The organism is Colwellia sp. PAMC 21821 (genome assembly GCF_002077175.1).
Taxonomy (GTDB): Bacteria; Pseudomonadota; Gammaproteobacteria; order Enterobacterales; family Alteromonadaceae; genus Cognaticolwellia.
Window position 1 is genome coordinate 1105296 of record NZ_CP014943.1, and the last position, 23988, is coordinate 1129283.

The following is a 23988-nucleotide window of genomic DNA, read 5'->3' on the forward strand; positions in this document are numbered from 1 at the left end:
TAGAGTAATGCAGGAGCAATTACCGAGATGCACTAATGCCGTGAAGCCATGGATGGCTAGGAACGGCCTGAACATAAAAAAGCCAGATATCAATATTTGATTATCTGGCTTTAAATTTTTAGGACTAATTGATTAATCCTTAAGCTTCGTACAATTATCGTCTATTTAAATTAACGAATTTGTAGAATAGTTTGGTTTAGTTGATTATCAACTTCAAGTGCTCGCGAGTTCGCTTGGAAGTTACGTTGCGCCGAGATTAAATCAATCAATTCTGACGTTAAGTTTACGTTCGACTGCTCTAAAGCTGAAGAGTTTATCGTACCAAAAGTACCAGAACCGCCCTCACCCGCTAACGCTATACCTGAAGTAATGCTCTCTTTCCAACCGGTATTACCCACCTGTTGCAAGCCTTGCTCATTGGCAAAGTTTACCATCGCAATTCGTGATAATGGTTCAGAAGTACCATTACTATATGTTGCTCTGACTAAACCATCAGTACCAATATCAATACCGGTTAATCGGCCAACAGCTAAACCATCTTGCTGCAGAGAAGTTACTTCAAAGTTAGAAGCAAACTGAGTTGGCTCATTTGGATTAGGACCTAAGGGATCTAGGTTAAAATCAATTTGAATCGTTTGTGATGTGTCTGCACCGTTAGGCAAATGGTTAGCAAAGTCTCTAGTGGTAATACCACCAAAGGCATCCGCTGGTATTTGAGACTGAAAATCGCCTGAAGAATCAAATATCAATCTAGCGCCAGTCAAACCACCGCTTGCCGATAAAGGACCTGATACAGCTCCACCAACGGGGTTCGTGTTACCATCGCCAGCAGGATCAACCAAGTCAATAGGCTTGCCATCAACAGAAGCAAAAAGCATCCACTCATTTGGATTAGCAGCAGGATCATCTTTAATAAAGTAATAAGTCATAATATGACTATCACCTAACGAATCGAATATTGTCACCGACGTTGAGTGATTAAATGTTAATGGATCTTCAGGGTCAAAATTACCAGGTGCTGATGAAATATAAGAGTCGCCCGCAGGTAAATTCATTCTTATATCAACTTCTGATGATTTTTGTGGCGCACCTGAGGCTGTCGGTATACGAATAGGCTCAGCCGTACTTAAGCTTACTGAAGCAGATGTACCGTCGGCATTCACCGGGAAACCTAACAAATGACCACCTTGTGAGTTAACAATAAAATTGTCTTGGTTCAGTTTAAACTGACCTGCTCGGGTATATGAGGTTTCTAAGCTATTTAACTCTGGAACCGTGGCAAAAAATCCGTTGCCGGTAATCGCCAAATCTAACGAGTTATTAGTAAACTTGATACTACCTTGTGAAAACTGCTGTGCTACTTCTGACGTCAAAACACCGTCACCGACTTTAGTTTTGCCCGAAGATAAAAGCGAAGCCGCATAAACGTCGACAAACTCTGCACGTGATTCTTTAAAGCCAGCAGTGTTGACATTGGCTATGTTGTTGGATGTTACATCCAAATCTTTCTGAGCTGCGTTTAATCCGCTCAACGCTACATTAAATGACATAATTTCACCTCATATAAAAAACTGTTTGCTTAACCTTGAGAAACTTCTACTACATCTGAAAGTTTCATGGTGCTACCACCATTAAGGTTTAATAAAATACTTCCACCGCTACCGGCCAAAGTGACGCTGTCGACTTTACGATAAGTCATCGCTTGCAATTCTGATGCATTGCCTTCAACTAAGCCGGCAACACGAAAACGATATGCTCCTTCAGGCGCTGGCTCACCATTGGAGCCTTGTCCGTCCCAAGTGAAGGTAAATTCACCCGAAGCTACGTTACCCACTGGCACTGTTTGAATAATTTCACCGGCAACGTTTTCTACGTAAATATTGACATTACTTGCCGGTTGGTCAGTGACTAACTTACCTTTTACTGACTGACCTTCTTCCATACCAAATACGTTGTCTTCCACTAACACGCTACGACCAACAAGGGATGAAGCTTGCAAGGCTTGGCTTGACGACATTGATGCGGCAAAGTTGGTAAATTGATCGTTTAGCTTTGTTACGCCATCTGTGGTCGAGAAAGCGGTCATTTGAGAAATCATCTCATTGTTTTCAACCGGCTTGGTCGGGTCTTGATTCGACAATTCTTGAGTGAGCAACGCGAAAAAATCTGCTTGCGTTAGCATTCCCCGATTTTCTTCAGCCTCAGGAGTGCTGTTTTCCTGTTGCCAACGAATATTGTCTAATGGGCTAGAGCCAGATACAGTTTCCATGATAGTTCCTATTTAACCTTAGCGTTGACCAAGTGTTAGCGTTTTAGTTAGCATACTTTTTGCTGACTCCGCTATTTGCACATTGGTTTGATATGAACGAGAAGCAGAAATCATGTTAGTCATTTCTTCAATAACATTTACGTTCGGCTTGTAAATATAGCCCTCACCATCGGCCATAGGGTGGTCGGGGCATATTCAATATTAAGGGGTTTGTTACTTTCAACAACACCCAGTACCTGAACACCAACCGACTCATTTTGTCCACCGGCAGCTTTTTGCATCTCAGCGGCAAAAACTGGATGGCGTGCACGATATGTTTGATCGATACTACTGCTAACACTATCAGCGTTAGCAATATTACTAGCCGTAGTATTTAAGCGAACAGACTGTGCGCTCATACCCGAACCAGATATAGAAAATACATTAAATAGGCTCATTTTTATTGCCCTCCAGTGATGGCTTTTCTCAAGCCTTTGATGCTTCCGTTAAGAAATTGTAGGCTTGCTTGATATTGCATAGAGTTTTCTAGATACAAGTTTCGTTCCACTTGTACATCTACGCTGTTACCGTCACCCGTGTCAGCTTGGTCAGGTACGCGAAAACCCACACCGTTATTGAGCTCCATACGAACATCGAAATGTTTTTCGTTAGTTCGCGTCATACCCGATTGTTGTTTTGAGGATGCTTGCGCTAATGCGGCTTTGAAATCCATTCCTTTGGCTTTGTAGCCTGGTGTATCGGCATTAGCAATATTACCTGCAATAAGTTCAGCGCGTTGAGCACGCACTTGCAAACTTTGCGGATAAATGCCGAATGCTTTTTCAAAACTAATAGCCATAAAAAAATACCTCCATATTGATGGAGGTATTCATTCAAGATTTATGCCAGAGATTTAGAGAAGGGTTGCTTTTTTTGGTAAACGATACCAGGACTACAGCGGATCATATTAAAATCTTGGCTTATACCTGAAAGTGATTCAGAGGCGCCAAGAAATAAATAACGGTCTTTATTTAGCGTTGCATGTATTTGAGAAATTATTTTTGTTTTTAGCTCCGGAGAGAAGTAAATCAAGACGTTACGACAGAAAACCAAATCAAACCGCCCCATTAAGCTATAACTATTTAACAAGTTTAATTGGCGAAAACTGACCATATTTTTAATAAAGTCTTTCACCTTTAGCATGCCGTTATCGCTGGCTTCAAAGAACTGCTGTCTTCGTTCCCGAGATAAACCTCTTGATAATGCTAAACTGTCGTATTGCGCATTTTTACAATGTTCCAACATCGTATTAGAGATGTCAGTGCCAATAATTTGAACACCTCCAGGAAATGCGCCGGGGTTACTTTGTTGATATTCATAAATCGCCATGGCTATTGAATAAGGTTCTTGCCCGGATGAGCTTGCCGCTGACCAAATTTTTAGCTGAGTACGCTGGCCTTTAAATTCTGGCAGTATACGTTTTTTCAAAAGCTCGAAGGGATATTCATCGCGAAACCATAACGTTTCATTTGTGGTCATGGCGTCAATAACTGCCGCCCGCAGTTGCCGATTTAAGGGGTTAAGCGTTTGTGTTATTAAATCAGTCAACGACTCAACATCAAATTTCGCCATCAATGGTGCCAAGCGACTTTTAACTAAGTACTGCTTACTTTCACCTAAAACAATACCGCATTGCTGCTCTAGGAATGTTTTAAACTGATGGTAACATTTATCATCGAGTTGCTTAGTTAACACTAGCTATAATCCACCTTATTTAAATATTGTAAAAAAGCATTAAGAAGTTTCATCGTGTTTTAACCATTTTTTAACTGCTGTAGCTAACTCATCAGGATGAAATTTAGGAATAAAATCTTCAGCTCCTACTTTTTTTACCATGGCATTATTAAAAACACCACTGAGTGAAGTGTGAAGAATAACAGGCATTTTTTTCATGCGCTCATTGTGCTTAATTTCCGCGGTTAGCGTATAACCATCCATTTCTGGCATTTCAATATCAGAAATTAACAGCGCAACCTTTTCAGTAATACTGTGTTGACATCCGTCAGCAATTACCTGCAATTGCTCAAGGGCATCTTGACCATTTTTAGCCAAAAGCATAGTTACACCAAGGGGTTCAAGAGCTCGCTTGACTTGATTACGGGCGACGGTTGAGTCATCCGCGATCATAATGACTCGATCGCCAATTTTTTCGCCAACCGTTGCGTCGGCAATCCCTTCACTTAATTCAGTTGAAATTGGACTAATTTCATTGAGAATTTTTTCAACATCAAGAATGGAGACCATTTCGTTGTCAATTTCGGTAACTGCCGTGAGGTAGCTTGATTTACCTGTACCCTCTGGTGGAGGCATCATGTCTTTCCAACTGAGTGTTACAATGCGCTCAACACTAGCAACAAGAAATCCCTGCACGCTTCGGTTATACTCAGCAATAATGACAAAACTGCTTTCTGTTTGAACAATATCAGGACCACCCGTAGCTTTACTTAAATCAATAACGGAAATAGTTTGGCCACGAATATGAGCTACGCCTTTAATGAACTTATCTTGCTTGGGTAATACAGTCAACCTAGGACAAGGCATCACTTCACGTACTTTAAAAACGTTAATACCAAAGCGCTGTCTACCAATAAGTTTAAATAACAACAACTCCAATCGATTTTGTCCTACTAATTGGGTGCGCTGATTCACTGAGTCTAATATACCTGTCATAAAAAACCTCTTAGGTATGCCAATGTATATAACAAAGGCACGATTCTTGATTGTATCCCATTTAAACGACAATCATTTAACCGATAACGTAAATATTTTGACGTTATTCGTGTGACATTGTATTTAGTTAAACTTATATTAAGTTTAGACGAGTATTTTTATTTCCCTAGCAGTAAGATAAAAAACCATGAGAAAATTAAAGATATTAGTAAGCGTAACCCTTATTTACTTAGCCATAGCTAATCCTGGCTCAGCAATGACATTTGATCGTGATTATCTCTATAATTTCATCAAAAATCATGTCGAAAATAACGTCAGTCTGCCTGAACAGGGAAAGTTAAAAGTCGACGTAGCGGAAATAGATCCTCGCATTACACTGCACCCTTGTCTATCACCATTAACGGCAAATATACCTGAAAACCATAATGGTAGAAACGTAAATGTTAAAATTGTTTGTCCCGACGAGGATCCTTGGCAGTTATTTATTCCAGTTAAAATTCAGACAATTGTACCTGTATTAGTAACGCGAATACGCATAAGCAAAGGTACCTTACTCAATAATGATAATATTGAGATTATATTTAAAGATAACAGCCAAATAAGAGGCACAGTGCTAACTGACCCCAGTGTAGTGACTGGTGCAAGAACAAAAAGAAATTTATCTCAAGGTAGCGCTATTACGAATAAAAACACCTGTTTTGTTTGTAAAGGCGAACCCGTAAACATTATCGCTAAATCTGATAATTTTGAAATTAAATCTTTTGGCGTTGCGCTAGACGACGGGAGTTTAGGCGAAATAATATCAGTACGAAATAAGAAATCTGGCCGCATAATTCAAGGGCAAGTTAACGCTATTAACCAAGTAGTAATTAATTTATAATAATTGCTTAAGTTTTCTGCTGTTTTGCCGATAAAAGGTTAGAAACCAATAACTGTTGTAAGTAGGATACAATAATGGCTATTAATATCAATAACTTGAATAATACCAATCAAGTAAAACAAAAAGTTGAACAACAAGTTCAAACCAAACAGCAAGTTAGCGAAAGTGCAAATGCCTCGCAACAAGCTAAATTGGCACCTCGTGATTCGGTATCAATTACCCCACAAGCAAAACAAATGACCGAGTTACAGAAAAAAGCGGCCGATGCGCCAGTGCTTAATCAGAAAAAAATTGCTGAATTAAAAAGTGCGATTGCCTCTGGAGAGTATAAAATCAATCCTGAGAAACTAGCAGCAAGCATTGCTAATTTTGAATTTGAACTCAACTAACTCAGCTAACTAAAAGTAAGAGTGGAGTATACAAGTGTCTGAAAAAATAACACCGCAACAATTGATTTCTCAACAGTTATTACAATTGACGCAATTAGAAGCGTTATTAGACACAGAGAAAGAAGTACTTCAGCAGCAAAATCCAGCTGCGCTTATTAGCATTACCTCAGATAAAAATAATTTGCTTATAGCGATACAAGAAATTGACAATGCTATAGGTCAAAGCTTTGAGTTCAAACAAGAAAAATTAGCCGGTAACTTCAGTACAGAATTATCGGATATTGAAGCGTGTTTAATCCGCTGTAAAAAACAAAACCAAATTAATGGTCTGATCATTCATCAATCGCAGTTATCTGTTGAACGAATGAAAACCTCGTTATTAGAAAATCATAATAGGTCCTCAATGACCTATGATAGTAAAGGGAAAACTTCTGGCGGGCTCAGTAGTTTAGGTATAAAAGCTTAAGCCTTTGTATTAACTTTATTAGCACTGCTCCCTTACATCTATGTGATCGCACCATACCTTACATTCTGTCAATAAAAAACCAGCAAATAGCTGGTTTTTTTAATGGTAAAAAGAAGATTAATAATACGTAATATGTTTTATTTCTTGGCGGTTTGAAGCGGCATTATATATTTCATAAACATCTTTAAAATCTAAACTCAACTCGGTAGTGTAGCTGTCACCAACAGGATAACTTTTCACCACTTTTGCACCACGAATAATCCCCTGTACTGATGCCTTTAACTGCTGGTTATCAACCACTAAATTAGACATTGTGGTTTTTCCATCAATACTTTGACCATAAACTTGTTCAGCTAGCTCAGCATAAGCCGCAATTTTTGAAGCTTTTATTGCCATTAGCATGCGCTGGGTTTTATGTGTTGAGTTTTGCAAACTAATAGGTGCTTGACCTATTGCTGTTAGTACTGGAAATTGTTCAGGTTTCACATTTTGCCATTCAACGTGTCTGTCAAACACCGAAGAACATGCGCTCAAAGCTATAGCACTTAAAAAAACTGCGATATTATTGCGTAAAATATTCATATTCACCTTCGATATTTTTAAACTTATTACTTCTGTATGGCAATGGCACGTGCGTCGTCGACTAACATCGCGCTATCTCGCAAGATCATGCCATCTTTCATTTTAACATTCTCATGACGATTAAAATCGTCGCCAACAACCCAAGCGGGAATAAAAGACTGTGCTGTGGCAACGACAACTCGTGATTGCATACCAATCATTCGAGCGTTAACTAAAATACCCGACTCTTGCTGCATCATAGTGCCAGTAACTACATAGTCAATTATCTGACGTTCAGGTAATTCCTTCCAATCTCGACTGAAAACATAATCACCATCTTCGGTGACACGGATATGTCCGGTAGTTTTAAAATCGATAACAACTAAGCCATGTCGTTGCATTTCATGAACAAAGCTCTCCGACAGCTGATTACCAAGCCAATTAGTTGATTCTAAGTTTTTTAAATCTACAAATGACGCCACAGCAATGGGTGTTTTAGGATTAACAAACGTACTACTTTCCAACATTTGATATGCCAGCCCTTTAACCACGTCGTTTATCGCATGACGAGGTAACGCTAAGCTGTCAATTTCTTGTTTGGCGGCGTGAGAAGAACCATAAAAATCTTCATTCTTGGTCTGAACAGAACACGACATAACTGCCGGTATTAGTAGTGCAATAAGCCAATTTTTCATTGAGCTATCCTCAATTAATACAAATATCATAAAATTAATACAAATAATAAAGCATGATCCGCGCCAATATTTTCATTTAACCTTAACTTGGCCTAATGAATTTTGGGATTAAAACCGAGCAAACAAGTAGTGATAGTGGTTTACTTAATTAAGTACCCTACTTTATAGGTAGGAAAACAACAAAAATAAAGCGTATGCTTTAAGCAATAGTTCTTCTGAACAATATGCGCCTTTATTATCTAAAAGCTGCATTCATGCAACGATAATGATGAAATAACACAGTAATTGGATGCTTTAATCTGTAAGAGTGTTCAGGTAATTAGTGAGATTCGTAATACCTTATACACTCGACTCACTTACCATGAGCACTTTATATAGCGTCATTAATAACTTTTTGACTTTAATTTAGAGCCGTCCCTGAAAAACTTAAATTCACCTTTTTCCCTGCATTATCTAAAGACACGAAAGTTGCCATTCAAATGGCTTTACCGAGATTGACTTAAGCTTGTAATATAAATAGGCACAAAACCTGCATATTCAAAAATAGAAATCGATCCAATATTAAAGAGATATTTATGCGCTTAAGTTTAATTGGCCTTTGCTTTGCTTTATTTAGTAGCGCTAGTTTTGGGCAATGGTATGAATCGCAAGGTGTAGCAAGCATCAGAAATGGCGATAATAAAACAGCGAAAGCTCAAGCGATGCAAAATGCATTGAAAAAAGCGTTACTAGTTGCCGGCGCCTCTGTATCAAGTGTTCAACAAGTCGTTAATGGTTTGCTAACGCAGGATGAAATTAGTATTCGTGCAAGTGGTAGTGTTAATTCATTAGAGTTAATAAGTGAAAACTACAACGACGACTTTGTTACGGTAACCATTCGTGCTGATATTTTTCCACAAGAGAAAAAATGTTTCGCTGCTGACTATAAAAAATCTCTGCTGTTAACGCGCAGTAATATACTGCATCGCGAACAAGCGAATATTGGTAGTATCTACGCCATTGATCGAACCTTGATCAAAAAGCTCGCTGATAAAATTCAGCAACAAGGGATATATTTAGATACTAAATTAGCCTTACAAACTAAGACTGAATTCTCACGTTATAACCAAAGTTTACAAACACAAAGCCTAAAAAACTTAGCTATGTCATTAGCTAACATGTCAGACAGCCAATATATTTTATTTTCAGAAATTCAAGATCTTTCCATGGCCAATGATGAAAATAATGATTGGCAGTTTTGGCAGAAAAATATTTACCAGCGACAATTTAAAATTGCGCTATACATTCACGACGGTACTACAGGTGAGAGAATTTTAGATAAACACTATCAGAGCTCTGCCCCCTGGGAGTTCGATGAACGTAAACAAATTGACGTAACAAGCCACAACTTCTGGCAGAGTGAATATGGCAAAAAAATTAATCTGTCATTAGACGATATGGTCAGAGATATTGACGAAAATATGATGTGCCAGCCGACCCAAGGCAGAATTGTGCAAGTTCAAGGAAATTCAATTACTTTTAACTTAGGCAAAAGACACGGTGTTCAAGTAGGTGATGAATTCTCTTTATTGCATTTTAATAACTTTGTCAGTGATGACAAACGCTCTTACTCAGGCTTTAATATTAGTCCTTATAAAGTCATTGTGACTTCGGTCAGCCAAGATAGTGCCCATGCAACGACCACAGAACAGCATATACTAGACAATATACAAATAAATGACTTAGCGGTAAGATATTAAAAAGCTCATTTCTAAAACAATAAGTGGCAGAACATGAATTGAAGAATATAATGAATGTTCAGGTTATTAATTAAGACCCTGTTAGTATTCATTATATTTATTTTTATGAATACAAATTTATAAAATAGTTGTAGCATACTCAGGCTATAACCTAACCACTTCAAGCTGCGATAAAAGTTTTATCCTGAAGTCACGAGGATATAATTACTTGCGTTTTGTCCTCATAGTTTAACTGGATAAAACTGTGGCCTCCTAAGCCGCTGCTCCAGGTTCGAGTCCTGGTGGGGACGCCAGTAATTGCTTTAATAGCCTAGACCCCGTAGCTTTATCCATAATAAATATTTTAATTTTACTGTCACCACGGCATACCGTACATCCTGTACCGCCGTTCATTGACGTCCTGTCACCACGGCATACCGTACATCCTGTACCGCCGTTCATTGACGTCCTGTCACCACGGCATACCGTACATCCTGTACCGCCGTTCATTGACGTCCTGTCACCACGGCATACCGTACATCCTGTACCGCCGTTCATTGACGTCCTGTCACCACGGCATACCGTACATCCTGTACCGCCGCTCTTTGACGTCCTGTCACCACGGCATACCGTACATCCTGTACATAAAAAAGCCCCGCTATTGCGAGGCTAATATTAAAGTGAGCTAATTGATCAGCTCAGATTTCGTTTGTTCTATTGTAACTTCCTTGTCGTCTAATGTTGAACCACTGCTCAACACCGCTGAAACTGCTAATATTAATACCGCTAATATTACCGTTGTCAGCTTAATTCCGCGTGACGACGACCTGTTCATTCTTTAATCCTGTGTAATGTGGTATTTTTTTTAATTATTATTAATACAACCAGTTAACATTAAAGCAACTTGTCTTAATATTCAACCATTAGCTCAATAATTAAGCAGTTTTCACTGTTGCTATGCTAAAAATATGATCAATAGCGAAATAATAAGCTTCCCGTTGGATCATAAATATGGACTGTTCAGGGGCAATAAAAAACTGAAATTAATATTTCAAGCGACAAGAATTATTACGCTCTAACAAGTAACGTTATTAAAAAACAAGCAAGTAATACTCATATCGAGCCATTTTTAGTACGGCTAAAGTCAGTTTATCCTGCACTCAATTAGCGATAAATATAACTTAGTTAAAAATAATAACAGAAAAGTGGTAATAAGATTTGCAGTCAGGGGGTACTCTAGGTGAAAATAAGCGCAATTTATATCCCATCAAATTTAACATTAATTGGAGCAATTATGCCGTCGCGTCAACAACTGGCCAATGCAATTCGAGTTTTAAGCATGGATGCCGTGCAAAAAGCTAAATCAGGACACCCTGGAGCCCCTATGGGGATGGCAGATATCGCTGAAGTTTTATGGCGTGACTTTCTAAAACATAATCCAACCGATCCACAATGGGTTGATCGTGACCGCTTTGTTTTATCTAACGGCCATGGTTCTATGCTTATATATTCATTATTGCATCTGACCGGTTATGATTTGCCGATGAGCGAATTAAAAAACTTCCGCCAATTGCACTCTAAAACGCCAGGCCACCCTGAATACGGTTACACGCCAGGCGTAGAAACTACTACAGGCCCATTGGGTGCTGGTATGTCGAATGCTGTTGGCATGGCGATAGCTGAAAAAACATTGGCTGCACAGTTTAACCGTGAAGGTCATAACATTGTCGATCACAACACCTATGTATTTTTAGGTGACGGGTGTTTGATGGAAGGTATTTCACATGAAGTATGTTCATTAGCCGGTACTTTAGGTTTAGGAAAACTTGTCGCCTTTTGGGATGATAACGGTATTTCAATCGACGGTCATGTTGAAGGTTGGTTCACTGACGATACACCTGCTCGATTTGAAGCTTACGGCTGGCATGTTATCAGTGACGTTGATGGTCACGATAGTGCAGCTATTGCTGCTGCCATAGCTGCTGCCAAAGCCGTTACTGATAAACCTACTATGATTTGTTGTAAAACAGTGATTGGTTTTGGTTCACCAAATAAATCAGGCACACACGACTGTCACGGCGCTCCATTAGGCGATGATGAAATTGCAGCTACACGCGAGTTCCTTAATTGGCCACATGCTCCATTTGAAATTCCAGCTGATGTATACGCTGATTGGGATCAAAAAGAAAAAGGCGCTACTGAACAAGCCAGCTGGAATGAAAAATTTGCTGCTTACCAAGCCGCACATCCAGCATTAGCTGCAGAATACGAACGTCGTGTAATTAACGGTGATTTACCTGCAGAGTTTGAAGAAAAAGCTAATGCCTACATTCTAGAGTGCCAGGAAAAAGCTGAAAACGTAGCTTCGCGTAAAGCATCGCAAAACACTATTGAAGTATTTGGTGCTATGTTACCTGAATTATTGGGTGGCTCTGCCGATTTAGCGGGTTCAAACTTAACACTTTGGTCCGGTTCAAAAGGTATTCAAGATAATGCTGATGGTAACTACATTTATTACGGTGTACGTGAATTTGGCATGAGCGGTATTATGAACGGCATTTCATTGCATGGCGGCTTTATTAACTATGGCGCTACCTTCATGATGTTTATGGAATACGCGCGTAACGCAGTACGTATGTCAGCATTAATGGGCATTCAAAACATTTTTGTCTATACCCATGATTCAATTGGCCAAGGTGAAGATGGCCCAACGCATCAACCGATTGAGCAGTTAACAAACTTACGTACTACCCCGAACATGGTGACATGGCGTCCAGCCGATGCAACCGAGTCTGCTGTAGCATGGAAAAATGCTGTTGAACGCCAAAAAGCGCCAACATCATTAATCTTTTCACGCCAAGGTTTACCGGCTTTAAGTCGCACCAGTGCACAAGTTACTGATATCGCTAAAGGTGGCTACATATTAAAAGATAGCGTTGGTACACCAGAAGTGATTTTGATTGCTACTGGCTCTGAAGTGTCATTAGCATTGAAAGCAGCCGAAAGCTTAGGCGACACTGTTCGTGTTGTTTCTATGCCGTCTACCAATATTTTTGATGCGCAAGATAATGCATACAAAGCATCAGTATTACCAACAGCGGTAACTAAGCGTGTTGCTATCGAAGCCGCGCATACTGACTTTTGGTATAAATACGTAGGTTTAAGTGGAAAAGTGGTTGGCATGACGACCTTTGGTGAGTCAGCGCCTGGTAATGTATTACTTGAGCACTTTGGTTTTACAGTTGAAAACGTAGTTAAAACGGTGAATAGCTTAAACTAATCTCGTTTTATTACCGTCAAACGGTATTTATAGCCAGTTAACTTATACTTAACTGGCTATTTCCTTCACCAAGTTCGTTATCAATAAGATCCCAAAATATGTCAATTAATATCGCAATAAATGGCTTTGGAAGAATCGGCAGAAATGTTGTTCGTGCACTTTATGAAAACGGCAGAGCCAACGACTTTACGTTAGTTGCTATTAATGAGCTTGCCGATCCTGAAGGCATAGCTCACTTATTAAAATACGATTCTACCCACGGTCGCTTTTCATTTTCGGTTCAACAAAGCGATGGAAAACTATTTATCGCGGGCGACGAAATCGCTTTGAGTCATGAAGCCGAAATAGCAGATTTACCATGGCAACAGCACAATATCGACATTGTTATTGATTGTACCGGCAAGTTTGGCAGCCAAGCAGATGGCCTGCTTCACATTAAGCAGGGTGCAAAAAAGGTTTTGTTTTCCCATCCCGGTTCACAAGATTTAGACGCTACTATTATTTATGGTATTAATCATCAGCAACTAACTGCTGCTGAAAAAGTGGTTTCAAACGGCTCTTGTACTACCAACTGTGTGGTGCCTGTTATTCAGGTTTTAGATAAAGCTTTTGGCGTTGAAAGTGGTGCTATTACGACCATTCACTCTTCGATGCATGATCAACAAGTTATTGACGCTTATCATCCCGACTTACGACGTTCTCGTGCCGCCAGTCAATCAATAATACCCGTTGACACTAAACTTGCCGCAGGTATTGAGCGCATTTTGCCTAAGTTTGCCGGTCGCTTTGAAGCGATTGCGGTGCGAGTGCCCACTATCAATGTAACCGCTATGGACTTGAGCTTAAACTTATCTAGCGATGCCACTATTGCACAAATTAACCAAGCGATTGTCGACGCGCAAAACAATGGTTTAGCTGGGATTTTGGGCTATACCACTGAGCCGCTAGTGTCGATCGACTTCAATCATGACCCTCATTCCAGCATTGTTGACGGTAATCAAACACGTGTCAGTCACAAGCGTTTAGTTAAGCTACTCATTTGGTGTGATAACGAATGGGGCTTCGCTAACCGTTTACTAGACACTGCCTATACTATGGGCAAAGTCGGTTAGTTCGACACAGTCAGCTATTAAATTTTTTAAATTTACTTAACAGTTAAACTTCTACCAACAGGAAATAAACATGTCAGTAATCAAAATGACCGATTTAGCATTAAACAATCAACGTGTGCTAATTCGTGAAGACTTAAATGTGCCAGTTAAAGATGGCAAAATCACCTCAGACGCTCGCTTAAGAGCTGCCTTACCAACACTTAGATTAGCTTTAGAAGTCGGTGCGAAAGTGATGGTTATGTCGCATTTAGGACGCCCAACCGAAGGCGAATATAATGCAGAGTTCTCATTACAGCCTGTTGCCGACTATCTTAGTGCAGCGCTTAATGTACCGGTTCGTTTAGCTAAAAGTTACCTTGATGGTGTAGATGTTAACATTGGCGAATTGGTCATATTTGAAAATATTCGTTTTAATGTTGGCGAAAAAAACAATGATGACACCTTATCAAAAAAATTAGCCGCGTTATGTGATGTTTTCGTTATGGACGCATTTGGTACTGCTCATCGCGCGCAAGCGAGCACTCATGGCGTGGCAAAATATGCTCCTATTGCTTGTGCTGGGCCACTATTGGCCGGTGAATTATCAGCTTTATCAAAAGCACTTGATAACCCTGCTCGCCCATTAGTTGCCATTGTTGGCGGCTCGAAAGTTTCAACTAAACTGACCGTACTAGATTCATTAGCCGGCATTGTTGACCAATTAGTGGTTGGCGGCGGTATTGCTAATACCTTTATTGCCTCACAGGGCCATAATGTTGGTAAATCATTATTCGAAGCTGACCTAGTCGATGAAGCTAAGCGCTTAACAAAACAAGCAAACGATAATAATGGTTCAATTCCAGTACCTACAGATGTCGTGGTTGGCAAAGAGTTCTCTGAAACTGCAGTCGCAACACTTAAAAATGTCAGCGACGTTGACGACAGCGATATGATTTTTGATATAGGTCCTCAAAGCGCTAAAGCGCTGGCTGAAATTATCGCTAATGCCGGTACCGTAGTTTGGAATGGCCCCGTTGGTGTATTTGAATTTGATCAATTTGGTAAAGGCACTGAAGTTATCGCCCGCGCTATTGCTAGCAGCAAGGCATTCTCTATCGCTGGCGGTGGTGACACATTAGCCGCTGTAGATAAATATGGTATTGCCGATCAAGTGTCATATATTTCAACAGGTGGCGGTGCTTTCCTTGAATTTTTAGAAGGCAAGAAGTTGCCGGCAGTAGAAATACTAGAAGCGCGCGCTAAGGCATAACCTCCAAAAGCGCACCATGCCTGCCTATATACTAAACATTAAACACTAAATATATAAGCTAAATAGTTGGCAGTGCTCAATTGCACTGCCATTTTTGTTCTCAGCGTTTAAATTACATCCAACTTCAGCCATATAAAAAAATCGCGTTTGCCCTTAATTAAAACCATCAAAAAATAATTTTTATTCACTCCCCACAATTCGTAGTAAAATTACATAACTATCCGCGTATTTTTCAGGAAAAAACGATTAATCCATCGTTATTTTCGTAATTAATATACAAAAACAATCAATGGCAAATAAATAGAATTTTTAAGTGCTATAGCGATATTTTTTCTAGTGCAATGCACTAAATCCATCTGATATAATTACGGTACGAAAGCGTTAAGTTTCACAATGAAACTTTTCAAAACCAATTTTGTTTCTATTTATTATCACAGGAGTTAGTTCATGGCTTTAGTTTCTATGCGCCAAATGTTAGATCATGCAGCTGAACACGGTTACGGTATTCCAGCCTTTAACGTTAACAATTTAGAACAAGTTAGAGCCATTATGCTTGCTGCTAACGACACTAATAGCCCAGTAATACTGCAGGGTTCTGCCGGTGCTAGAGCCTATGCAGGCGCACCTTTTTTACGCCATTTGATCTTAGCAGCAATTGAAGAATTTCCACATATTCCTGTCGTAATGCATCAAGATCACGGCACCTCGCCAAGTGTTTGCCAGCGCTCAATTCAATTAGGCTTTTCATCAGTAATGATGGATGGTTCATTAATGGATGACGGTAAAACACCTTCAAGCTATGAATACAATGTTGATGTTACTCGTCGTACAGTAGAAATGGCGCACGCCTGTGGTGTTTCCGTTGAAGGTGAGTTAGGTTGTTTAGGTTCGCTTGAAACTGGTGAAGCTGGTGAAGAAGACGGCATAGGTGCTGTTGGAAAACTCACTATGGATCAAATGCTAACTGACCCTGAAGAAGCTGCTGACTTTGTCCAAAAAACACAAGTTGACGCTTTAGCCATTGCTTGTGGTACTTCGCATGGTGCTTATAAATTTACTCGTCCACCTACGGGCGATATATTAGCTATCGATCGCATTAAAGCGATACATAACCGTATTCCTAATACACATTTAGTGATGCATGGCTCTTCATCAGTACCACAAGAATGGTTAGCTATCATTAATAAATATGGTGGTAATATCCCAGAAACTTATGGTGTACCTGTTGAGCAAATTCAAGAAGGCATTAAAAACGGTGTGCGAAAAATTAACATCGATACCGATTTACGTTTAGCGTCTACCGGTGCTGTTCGTCGCTTCTTGGCTGAAAATCCAAGTGAATTTGATCCACGTAAATTCTTAAAAGCTTCAACTCAAGCTATGTATGATATTTGTAAAGCACGCTACGAAGCCTTTGGTGCCGTTGGCCATGCAGCTACCATTAAACCTATATCCCTAGATAATATGTTTATGCAATATTCTACGGGTAAATTAGACGCTATAATTAAGTAATATCTGTTTGATTTTATTAGCCCCTGCGATATAGCGATAGCTAAACAATATTGAGCTTTATAAACAAAAATCCGATGACACTTTGCATCGGATTTTTTTATACCTGTTATTCAAACACAAGAAAAGCAAGTTCCCCCTTTAATACCACTGACTTGGCTAAGTTTTGAAACATTCGTTTAATTTATTAACAATTTAATGAAATTTAATTTCATGTTCATTATAATCCCCCATTTATAATAATGTTAAGAGTAACAATGGACATAATTCAAAATTGGCTTGTCGATAATCAACAAATGTTAATAGACTTTACGATTAAATTATTAGTTGCGATAGCCATCATTTTCATCGGTAAGTTTGTTGCAAACTTGGTTCGTGAAGGCATAGTCAAAGTCATGCGACTTAGAGGCATGGATGAAGCTATTATTTCATTTCTCGGTAGCTTAATTTACGGCATGTTGTTCCTTGTTGTTATTATTACGGCTATATCACACTTAGGTTTTAACACAACGTCACTTGTTGCAATCGTCGGTGCTGCCGGGTTAGCTATTGGTTTAGCGTTACAGGGCTCTTTATCTAATTTCGCCTCTGGTGTACTGCTTATTATATTAAAACCATTTAAAAGTGGCGACTTCATCGATGTTGCGGGTGTTTCAGGCATTGTTGAAGAAATTCATGTTTTTTCAACCAAGTTGAGAACCGGTGATAATAAAGCCGTAATAATTCCGAACGGCAAAATTACCTCTAGTACGATTACCAACTTTTCAACCAAGCCAGAGCGCCGCCTAGATCTAGTTATAGGGGTGAGTTACGAAGCAGATCTTGCCGTCACTAAAGCATTACTAACCAAGCTCACTAATGAGCATGAATTAGTCATGAAAGAAAAAGAAGTCGTCATTGGTGTGCAAGAATTAGCCGAAAGCTCAGTAAATTTTGTCGTTCGCCCTTGGGTTAAATCAGGTGATTACTGGCCATTACATCGCGATTTACTTGAAAAAATTAAAGTAGCGCTAGACAATGCAGGCATAGAAATACCTTATCCACAATTATCTTTACATGTAAGAAAGGAAGAAACGAATGAGTCATAAGTTAATATCAGCAGCATTATGCTGTATGCCGCTAATGGCATTAGCAGAAGAAGCCACGGCACCGAAAGTTAAGTCACCTTATACTGCTTCTGCAGAGTTGGGCATGCTTTTCAAAACAGGTGATACAAACAGCGCAGATATTAAGTCAGGCTTTGATTTTACTCACGAAGAAGCCGCTTGGAAATCTACCGTAACATTAGGCTTGCTGATCAAGAAAAGTGAACAAGAAGATGAAAACGGTGAAGATCATTTTATCACCAGTGATCAAAAATGGACTGCGGTAGGCCAAACAAATTACAATCTAGACAAAACCAGTCCAAATTATATCTACGGCAACGTTTCATATGAAGATAACCGTTTCAGTAACTTCAGAAGCCAAAGTTCAATCTCAACAGGTTGGGGTCGTCGTTGGTTCGAAACTGAAAAAGCCACACTAGATGCAGATGTTGGTCCTGGTTATAAACGCGATGTAATTCGTGCAACTGACACTCAACCGGAAGAAACTAAAACGGCTTTTATCATACAAGCGCAAGCCTTATATAAGCGTGAAATAAATGAACACGTTTTATTTAAACAGTTATTAGTGGCAAAATACGCACCAGAAGGCGGCGAAAATAGTACTTATAAAGCAAGAACGTCGATCACAACAAAGTTACTTGAAACATTACAGCTTAAGTTTAGCTTTACGCTAGATTACAATACTGATGTTGAAGATGGTAAAGAGAATGTAAACACCGAAACAGCAATGACCTTGGTATACAGCTTCTAAGTATTAATTCCCCCCTTATTGATAATATTTTATAAAGCCAGCACGTTTAACGCGCTGGCTTTTTTATTGCTAATTCCTCATCTTATCCTTTTAGGCCGACTTTGCTTATTAGCCTAAAAACTACGGCACTTAACGCTAATGACGCAACAATGGCCGCGCCACTAGGTAAGTCAAAACTTGCTGATAAGTACAATCCTAATAAATACCCGACTAAACCAACCCCGTAAGCCCATAGTAAAACGCGCTTACCTTGTAACTTATTAATGGCTAAAGCGGGTAATATTAAGGTACTAAAAACCAGGTAAACCCCTACAAGCTCAACCGATAGTGTTATCACTACCGCGAATAAAAGATAGAAAGCGGCTCCATCTAATATTTTAGGCTTGTAAAGTATTAACGCGAGAATAGCAGTGTAAACAATTGATGGTAATAATAATTGCTGCCAACTGACCCAAAGAATTTGTCCTGACATAAGCTGTTTAAGCAACTCGGCACCATGGGGATCATTGGATAACAATAACATAGCTGTTACGGCTGATAAGACGTAAAAACAACCTATCATTGCTTCCAACTCTTCGGCCATATACTTGGCTAACATTGCAATAATACCTGCTCCCGCTAAGGCAAATAGTGCAGGCACCCAAACGTTTGCATAAGCAAGTTCAGCAATATCATGATCCATACGTACCACTATTGCCCCTAAAGCAGCAATTTGTGCGATGGCTAAATCTATAAAAATAATGCCACGCTTTAGCACTTGCTTGCCCAAAACAACATGGGTTGAAAGTACTAATATACCCGCAGCGAATGCCGGTAACAGTATGGTGAGTAATTCATAATCCATCGAAGGTACCTATCAATTTAGACACTATTTTTGTTCGGCTTGCGCTTGACTCAATAAATTTAGCACACTGTCATACAAGCTAAATAAATCGGTACTTTGCTCATTACCACCAACTGACAATGGCAACACAACCACAGGTAAACTCGACTTTTCAGCCAACCAATTTGCCCCACGTTGGTCTTGATAAGAAGCAATAATAATTGCTGTTATATCGCCTTTTTTCGCTTGTTTTAACAAACCTGCAAGATGACTACTGGTTGGAGGCAAGCCCGGTTTAGGCTCTAAGTCTGCTACTTGCTCAATACTGGCAAAGTCAAATAAATAGCGAAAGCTTGAGTGATAAGCAATGACCTTCATACCATTCAAGCGACTCGCTTTAATTTGCCACTGTGCCATCGCTAACTGCCAACGTTCAGCAAAGTTTGTTAACTGTTGCTGATATAAGTCACTTTGCTTTCCGTCTAGCTGTATTAACTTGCTTGTTAATGCATTGGCAATATCTAGCACGTGCTTTGGTGAAAAATGTACATGCGGATTACCTGCACTATGTACGTCACCCATGCTTCTATCGACATTACTCATTTGATCTAAAGTTGTTACATGATCAGCAGCAAAAAACAAGCCTTTGTCTGTACTTCGCACGTTGGCATTAGCCGCTTTCATTTGTAACATGGGTAACCAACCTACTTCTAGGTCAGCACCCGCACAGATCACAAGGTCTGCCTGACGCATTTTAGCGATTAGGCTAGGTCGTGCTTGCACTTGATGCGGATCTTGCATCGCTGTTGTTGCCGAATATATTCGCGCATTAGGAGCAAGCTCTTTTGCCAAAGCGGCATACTCAGGCTCACAAGCGAAAATATTCATTTGTGCAAAAGCACTGTGGCTTAAGGTTAGTAAAGCGCCACTAAAGAGTAACTTAAAATTGATGCGCATTATGTGCTCCTAGTGCCATTACATATTGTAAAGTAATCACATTATCATTTTCAGCATTCTCAAAGCCAATATTACTTTGGTGGCTAAATTCAACTCTCACCGTTGAGAAATGACTGTTGTGCCAAGCAACACTTAACTCAGTTTCTTTAAGCCTTTGTTTGTCGAAATGCTCTTCATGAAGTACTTGGCTATCTAATTTACCGTATCGTAAACCAGCTGACCAATGTGGTGAAAATTGATAAACGCCACTAACATACCATGCTTGATGGTAATCGTTAGTACTGCCTTCGTCGTGGTGCTCTTCTTCTAAATGCTCTTCTTCAAGTTCAGGCACCATAAAGTCACTCACTCTAAAATACTCAGCACTCAGGGTTAAATGTTGATATTTATAGTTGCCATTTGGCGCCCACTTATAAACAAAGTCAGCTATAAAAGTATTTTTTCCGGTATAACCTGCAGAATGAGCATGTGACTCTTCTTCATGTGCTTCACCCTCTTCACCTTCTTCATGCTCTTCTGGCGTTAATAGGCCATTTTCATTTCGTAAGAAACTTGCACCTAATTGCCAAGAACTTTCAATGCCAATATCGCCACCAATTTTTGTAAACGCGGTATAAACCCCTGTACTATCAAATTCGCGCTCACCTGACTCATCTTCAGCGCGTAAACTATCACCTGAAAAAACTTCAGCGCCCATAGTCCAGTACAAATCTGTTGGTGCTATATAGCTTACTCGTAATCCATCATCGAAATAATGCCCACCTAAAAATGCACGATAAGCACTTGGTCTGCTGGTAAAAGCATCAGTATGAAGATGTTGATTATTTAAATAACCGATATCAGATAAAAAACGCCCTGCACGGACAGTAAATCCATTCGGCAATGCCAATGTCTGTACAAAAGCTTCTTCGATATTAACTTCGCTTTCACCTTCATGAGATTCAAAAACAGTGGTGAGTTTACCGAAAAACATATCATCGATACTGGCACTAAACGCTAACTCAGTTTCACCTAAGCCAAAACCTTTTACCCTTTCGGTCATTAACCGATCTTCACTTTGATAATAGCCATCTAAAACGGCACTAACGGTGAGATTAGAAAGTGTGGGTGTTTGTGCAAAAGAAAGTAAGGGAAAAATACCGGTTAATATGCAGGCTGCGCTAACTTTCACAGGCGACAAAATAGAACTCGATACGGCAGCGGATAAGCGTGATGGAAAAAATTGAAAATTGTTCATTTAAAAATCTCTAAAATAAATTTCACCAATTTGACTAATAAAGTGATCTACTTTTTTATGAGGAAAAATGAATAAATACAAAGCATAAAATTTAGTCAGTAATTATTCTACTTATAAATTTTATAGCGCCGTAGCTTTTTATTTTAACCATTAAAATGGCAGATAATTAATCAACTTGGTATTAAACACGAATACAGAAACCCACCTGCTATATGGCAGCTGGATATGTAAAGATAAAATGGTTAAATAATTACTTTTAGAGAGCTAAGGGAGGTGCGCGACTATGATAATTAACACTATGAGTTAATGTTAATATAGGTTCTGCAATAACTGTTGGTTCAGCTATTTGGCTAATAAAATCAAGATTGGCGTCTTGCTGCGGTAGTACTTGATCGAATTGATGCTGGTGAAAGCACAAAGTACAATGCTTTTTAGCACCATCATCTATATGTTCAACACTATGCGCAGAAGCAGCCACAGACATGACTAACAATATAGCGCTAAGCCATATTGCAATATACCGTCTGTTAGTTGCCGAAAATAACATTTGTGTTATCCAATGATTGAATCAAAATCGGCATTAGTTTACGCGACTTTCTGTCGTGCATGCAAGCTTTGCAAACGCCGTCTACCATATAAAACAGTTATTTTAACGCATTAAAGCCCTAGCAATAATGCATTTTATTGAAATACACGAGCAAGATGAAATTTTTGTAAGCAATGAAAAATTATTTATTTTGTGCTGAAACTAATTCATAGGCTGCTTGTATGTCTTGTGCTTTTTGCTTAGCGGTTTCCATCATTTCGGGTGGCAAGCCTTTCGCTACTAATTTATCAGGATGGTGTTGTGACATAAGTTTACGGTAAGCCTTTTTAATATCACTTGCCGAGTCGCTCTTAGACACACCGAGAACTTTATAGGCATTTTCAAGTTGCTTCCCTGATTGCGCAAAACTTTGGTTCGCACCACGCTGCCCTTGCTGGTGAAAGTTAGCTCCGGCGATAATCATCTCTAGTAATTTATCTAACTCTTGAGCTGAATACCCTAAACCATTGGCGATTTGATGCAATGCTTCACGTTCATCTGTATCTAGACTACCATCGGCAAAAGCCACTTGAATTTGAATCTCTAAAAACAGTAATAATAAATCTTGACGACTTCCTACTGCAGATTTTAATTCTGTTAATCGTTCAGTGAGCGGAAAACCTGTTGTTTTTCCATCTCTAAATGCATCTTGGGCTTGCTGGCGTAATGAATCTTTTAGCCCCAACTTATCCATATAAGCAGTGGCGAAGGCAATTTCATGTTGCGTAACCTGACCATTAGCTTTTGCTATGTAGCCCATCACCGAAAAGCTGCTATAAAAAAATGTTGCTTGTCTATCGGCTTCACTTTTGGCGCCGCCTAAGGAATTGAAATTTAGGCCTATGCCTTTATCAAAACGATGTCCCAACCAAGCACCTAATAGTGCACCAAAAATGTTTTTACTTAGCATTAAACCAAATAAAAAACCTAAAACTTTACCCCAAATTCGCATCGTAAAACTCAATAATTAAGTAAATATATAACTGTTTAAATAGTGTTTAGCTTAGCTAAACGTTCAGGCGTGCCAACATCTGTCCAAGCAGATGTGATAACACTAGCTGATATTATATTCTGATCAGCGCCAGTTCTTAACATCGGTGCTAAAGGTTGCACTCTTGTTTGCTGCAATAATGCACCATGATCTGTTGTAGTATATTGTTTAAAGAAACTTTTACGATAAAGGGCAATGCCACTAAAGGTATAAGTTTCTTGTCGGTTACTTTTAGGGTTAACCAGCATGCCTTGGGTGAGTTGAAAATCACCATTTTTATTGTGCTCTGGGTTCTCAACTAACAACAAATGTGCGTTAAACTCAGCAGACAATTGTGGTAAATCCTTTAAATTATAATCGCAATAAATATCGCCATTAATCACCACAAATACATCATCGTCTTGCTCTACCAACATTGGCAACGCTTTGATGATACCACCGGCCGTTTCCAAAGCACTAGCTTCTTCACTGTAACTGATATTCGCCGAAAATCGTTCACCATCGCCGAGGTAATCGACAATTTGATGACCCAACCAGGCGTAATTGATCACAATATCGTTTATACCCGCCGCCACTAAATTTTTTATATGGTATTCAATCAGCGGTAGCCCTTTTACTTTTAGTAACGGCTTGGGGCATTTGTCGGTTAGTGGTCGCATTCGTTCACCACGCCCCGCAGCTAAAATCATTGCTTTCATGA

General features: G+C 39.4%; 24 protein-coding genes, 1 tRNA gene and 1 pseudogene. 11 read left to right on the top strand and 15 right to left on the bottom strand.

What is annotated here, in order from left to right:
- Positions 1–170 precede the first annotated feature (170 nt).
- The 6 genes and pseudogenes from flgE to A3Q33_RS04635 all read right to left on the bottom strand — a co-directional run bounded on the left by flgE (position 171) and on the right by A3Q33_RS04635 (position 4978).
- Positions 171–1550, bottom strand: a complete 1380-nt coding sequence (gene flgE, locus A3Q33_RS04610; protein WP_081178926.1) for a flagellar hook protein FlgE — start codon at positions 1548–1550, stop codon at positions 171–173.
- A 29-nt stretch (positions 1551–1579) separates the two neighbouring features.
- Complete coding sequence (locus A3Q33_RS04615; protein WP_081178927.1) at positions 1580–2269, bottom strand: flagellar hook assembly protein FlgD; 690 nt, start codon at positions 2267–2269, stop codon at positions 1580–1582.
- Positions 2270–2287: 18 nt separating this feature from the next.
- Positions 2288–2706 (bottom strand): annotated as a pseudogene (gene flgC / locus A3Q33_RS04620) (flagellar basal body rod protein FlgC).
- Positions 2707–2708: 2 nt separating this feature from the next.
- The gene (gene flgB / locus A3Q33_RS04625; protein ID WP_081178928.1) at positions 2709–3107 is read right to left on the bottom strand and encodes a flagellar basal body rod protein FlgB; all 399 of its coding nucleotides are present in this window, start codon (positions 3105–3107) and stop codon (positions 2709–2711) included.
- 41 nt (positions 3108–3148) lie between these two features.
- The gene (locus A3Q33_RS04630; RefSeq protein WP_081178929.1) at positions 3149–4003 is read right to left on the bottom strand and encodes a CheR family methyltransferase; all 855 of its coding nucleotides are present in this window, start codon (positions 4001–4003) and stop codon (positions 3149–3151) included.
- Between the two features lie 39 nt (positions 4004–4042).
- The gene (locus A3Q33_RS04635) at positions 4043–4978 is read right to left on the bottom strand and encodes a chemotaxis protein (RefSeq protein WP_081178930.1); all 936 of its coding nucleotides are present in this window, start codon (positions 4976–4978) and stop codon (positions 4043–4045) included.
- Between the two features lie 187 nt (positions 4979–5165).
- Here A3Q33_RS04635 and flgA point away from each other — a divergent pair, with 187 nt between their 5' ends.
- The 3 genes from flgA to flgN all read left to right on the top strand — a co-directional run bounded on the left by flgA (position 5166) and on the right by flgN (position 6713).
- Positions 5166–5858 carry a flagellar basal body P-ring formation chaperone FlgA gene (gene flgA, locus A3Q33_RS04640; protein ID WP_081178931.1) on the top strand — a complete coding sequence of 231 codons (693 nt, stop codon included), beginning with the start codon at positions 5166–5168 and terminating at the stop codon, positions 5856–5858.
- Positions 5859–5932: 74 nt separating this feature from the next.
- Positions 5933–6247, top strand: coding sequence for a flagellar biosynthesis anti-sigma factor FlgM (flgM, locus tag A3Q33_RS04645; protein WP_081178932.1), 315 nt, complete (start codon positions 5933–5935; stop codon positions 6245–6247).
- A gap of 34 nt (positions 6248–6281) precedes the next feature.
- Complete coding sequence (gene flgN, locus A3Q33_RS04650) at positions 6282–6713, top strand: flagellar export chaperone FlgN (protein WP_231295777.1); 432 nt, start codon at positions 6282–6284, stop codon at positions 6711–6713.
- A gap of 117 nt (positions 6714–6830) precedes the next feature.
- Here the strand turns inward: flgN and A3Q33_RS04655 are convergent, their stop codons facing one another.
- Together A3Q33_RS04655 and A3Q33_RS04660 are read right to left on the bottom strand one after the other, a co-directional pair.
- Positions 6831–7295 carry an LPP20 family lipoprotein gene (locus tag A3Q33_RS04655; RefSeq protein WP_081178934.1) on the bottom strand — a complete coding sequence of 155 codons (465 nt, stop codon included), beginning with the start codon at positions 7293–7295 and terminating at the stop codon, positions 6831–6833.
- A gap of 26 nt (positions 7296–7321) precedes the next feature.
- Positions 7322–7969: a FlgO family outer membrane protein gene (locus A3Q33_RS04660; protein WP_081178935.1), complete on the bottom strand. Its 648-nt coding sequence runs from the start codon at positions 7967–7969 to the stop codon at positions 7322–7324.
- Between the two features lie 575 nt (positions 7970–8544).
- Here A3Q33_RS04660 and A3Q33_RS04665 point away from each other — a divergent pair.
- Positions 8545–9708, top strand: coding sequence for a flagella assembly protein FlgT (locus A3Q33_RS04665; protein WP_081178936.1), 1164 nt, complete (start codon positions 8545–8547; stop codon positions 9706–9708).
- 217 nt (positions 9709–9925) lie between these two features.
- A tRNA-Arg gene (locus A3Q33_RS04670) sits at positions 9926–10001 on the top strand.
- Positions 10002–10372: 371 nt separating this feature from the next.
- Here the strand turns inward: A3Q33_RS04670 and A3Q33_RS20570 are convergent.
- Positions 10373–10522, bottom strand: a complete 150-nt coding sequence (locus A3Q33_RS20570) for a hypothetical protein (RefSeq protein WP_155866699.1) — start codon at positions 10520–10522, stop codon at positions 10373–10375.
- Positions 10523–10981: 459 nt separating this feature from the next.
- Between A3Q33_RS20570 and tkt the strand changes: the two genes are divergently transcribed.
- The 6 genes from tkt (at position 10982) to A3Q33_RS04700 (ending at position 18694) form a co-directional block, all read left to right on the top strand.
- Positions 10982–12967 (top strand): transketolase, encoded by a 1986-nt coding sequence (gene tkt, locus A3Q33_RS04675; protein WP_081178937.1) that lies wholly within the window; start codon positions 10982–10984, stop codon positions 12965–12967.
- 98 nt (positions 12968–13065) lie between these two features.
- A complete protein-coding gene (gene epd, locus A3Q33_RS04680; RefSeq protein ID WP_081178938.1) occupies positions 13066–14079 on the top strand; it encodes an erythrose-4-phosphate dehydrogenase in 1014 nt (337 codons plus the stop codon).
- Positions 14080–14149: 70 nt separating this feature from the next.
- Positions 14150–15328 (top strand): phosphoglycerate kinase, encoded by a 1179-nt coding sequence (locus tag A3Q33_RS04685; protein ID WP_081178939.1) that lies wholly within the window; start codon positions 14150–14152, stop codon positions 15326–15328.
- Positions 15329–15775: 447 nt separating this feature from the next.
- Complete coding sequence (gene fba / locus A3Q33_RS04690) at positions 15776–16840, top strand: class II fructose-bisphosphate aldolase (RefSeq protein ID WP_081178940.1); 1065 nt, start codon at positions 15776–15778, stop codon at positions 16838–16840.
- A gap of 254 nt (positions 16841–17094) precedes the next feature.
- A complete protein-coding gene (locus tag A3Q33_RS04695; RefSeq protein WP_081178941.1) occupies positions 17095–17925 on the top strand; it encodes a mechanosensitive ion channel family protein in 831 nt (276 codons plus the stop codon).
- Positions 17915–18694 (top strand): DUF481 domain-containing protein, encoded by a 780-nt coding sequence (locus tag A3Q33_RS04700; protein WP_081178942.1) that lies wholly within the window; start codon positions 17915–17917, stop codon positions 18692–18694. Before A3Q33_RS04695 ends, A3Q33_RS04700 begins: the two co-directional genes overlap by 11 nt.
- A gap of 82 nt (positions 18695–18776) precedes the next feature.
- Here the strand turns inward: A3Q33_RS04700 and A3Q33_RS04705 are convergent, their stop codons facing one another.
- The 6 genes from A3Q33_RS04705 to murU all read right to left on the bottom strand — a co-directional run bounded on the left by A3Q33_RS04705 (position 18777) and on the right by murU (position 23986).
- The gene (locus tag A3Q33_RS04705; protein ID WP_081178943.1) at positions 18777–19538 is read right to left on the bottom strand and encodes a metal ABC transporter permease; all 762 of its coding nucleotides are present in this window, start codon (positions 19536–19538) and stop codon (positions 18777–18779) included.
- Between the two features lie 24 nt (positions 19539–19562).
- Positions 19563–20474 carry a metal ABC transporter solute-binding protein, Zn/Mn family gene (locus A3Q33_RS04710; RefSeq protein ID WP_081178944.1) on the bottom strand — a complete coding sequence of 304 codons (912 nt, stop codon included), beginning with the start codon at positions 20472–20474 and terminating at the stop codon, positions 19563–19565.
- A complete protein-coding gene (locus tag A3Q33_RS04715) occupies positions 20458–21711 on the bottom strand; it encodes an outer membrane beta-barrel protein (protein WP_081178945.1) in 1254 nt (417 codons plus the stop codon). The genes A3Q33_RS04710 and A3Q33_RS04715 overlap by 17 nt, the downstream gene beginning before the upstream one ends.
- A gap of 256 nt (positions 21712–21967) precedes the next feature.
- Positions 21968–22258 (bottom strand): hypothetical protein, encoded by a 291-nt coding sequence (locus A3Q33_RS04720; RefSeq protein ID WP_081178946.1) that lies wholly within the window; start codon positions 22256–22258, stop codon positions 21968–21970.
- A gap of 181 nt (positions 22259–22439) precedes the next feature.
- Entirely contained in the window at positions 22440–23249 is an 810-nt protein-coding gene (djlA, locus tag A3Q33_RS04725) for a co-chaperone DjlA (protein ID WP_081178947.1), read from the bottom strand.
- 35 nt (positions 23250–23284) lie between these two features.
- Positions 23285–23986: an N-acetylmuramate alpha-1-phosphate uridylyltransferase MurU gene (murU, locus tag A3Q33_RS04730; protein ID WP_081178948.1), complete on the bottom strand. Its 702-nt coding sequence runs from the start codon at positions 23984–23986 to the stop codon at positions 23285–23287.
- Between the last annotated feature and the right edge of the window lie 2 nt (positions 23987–23988).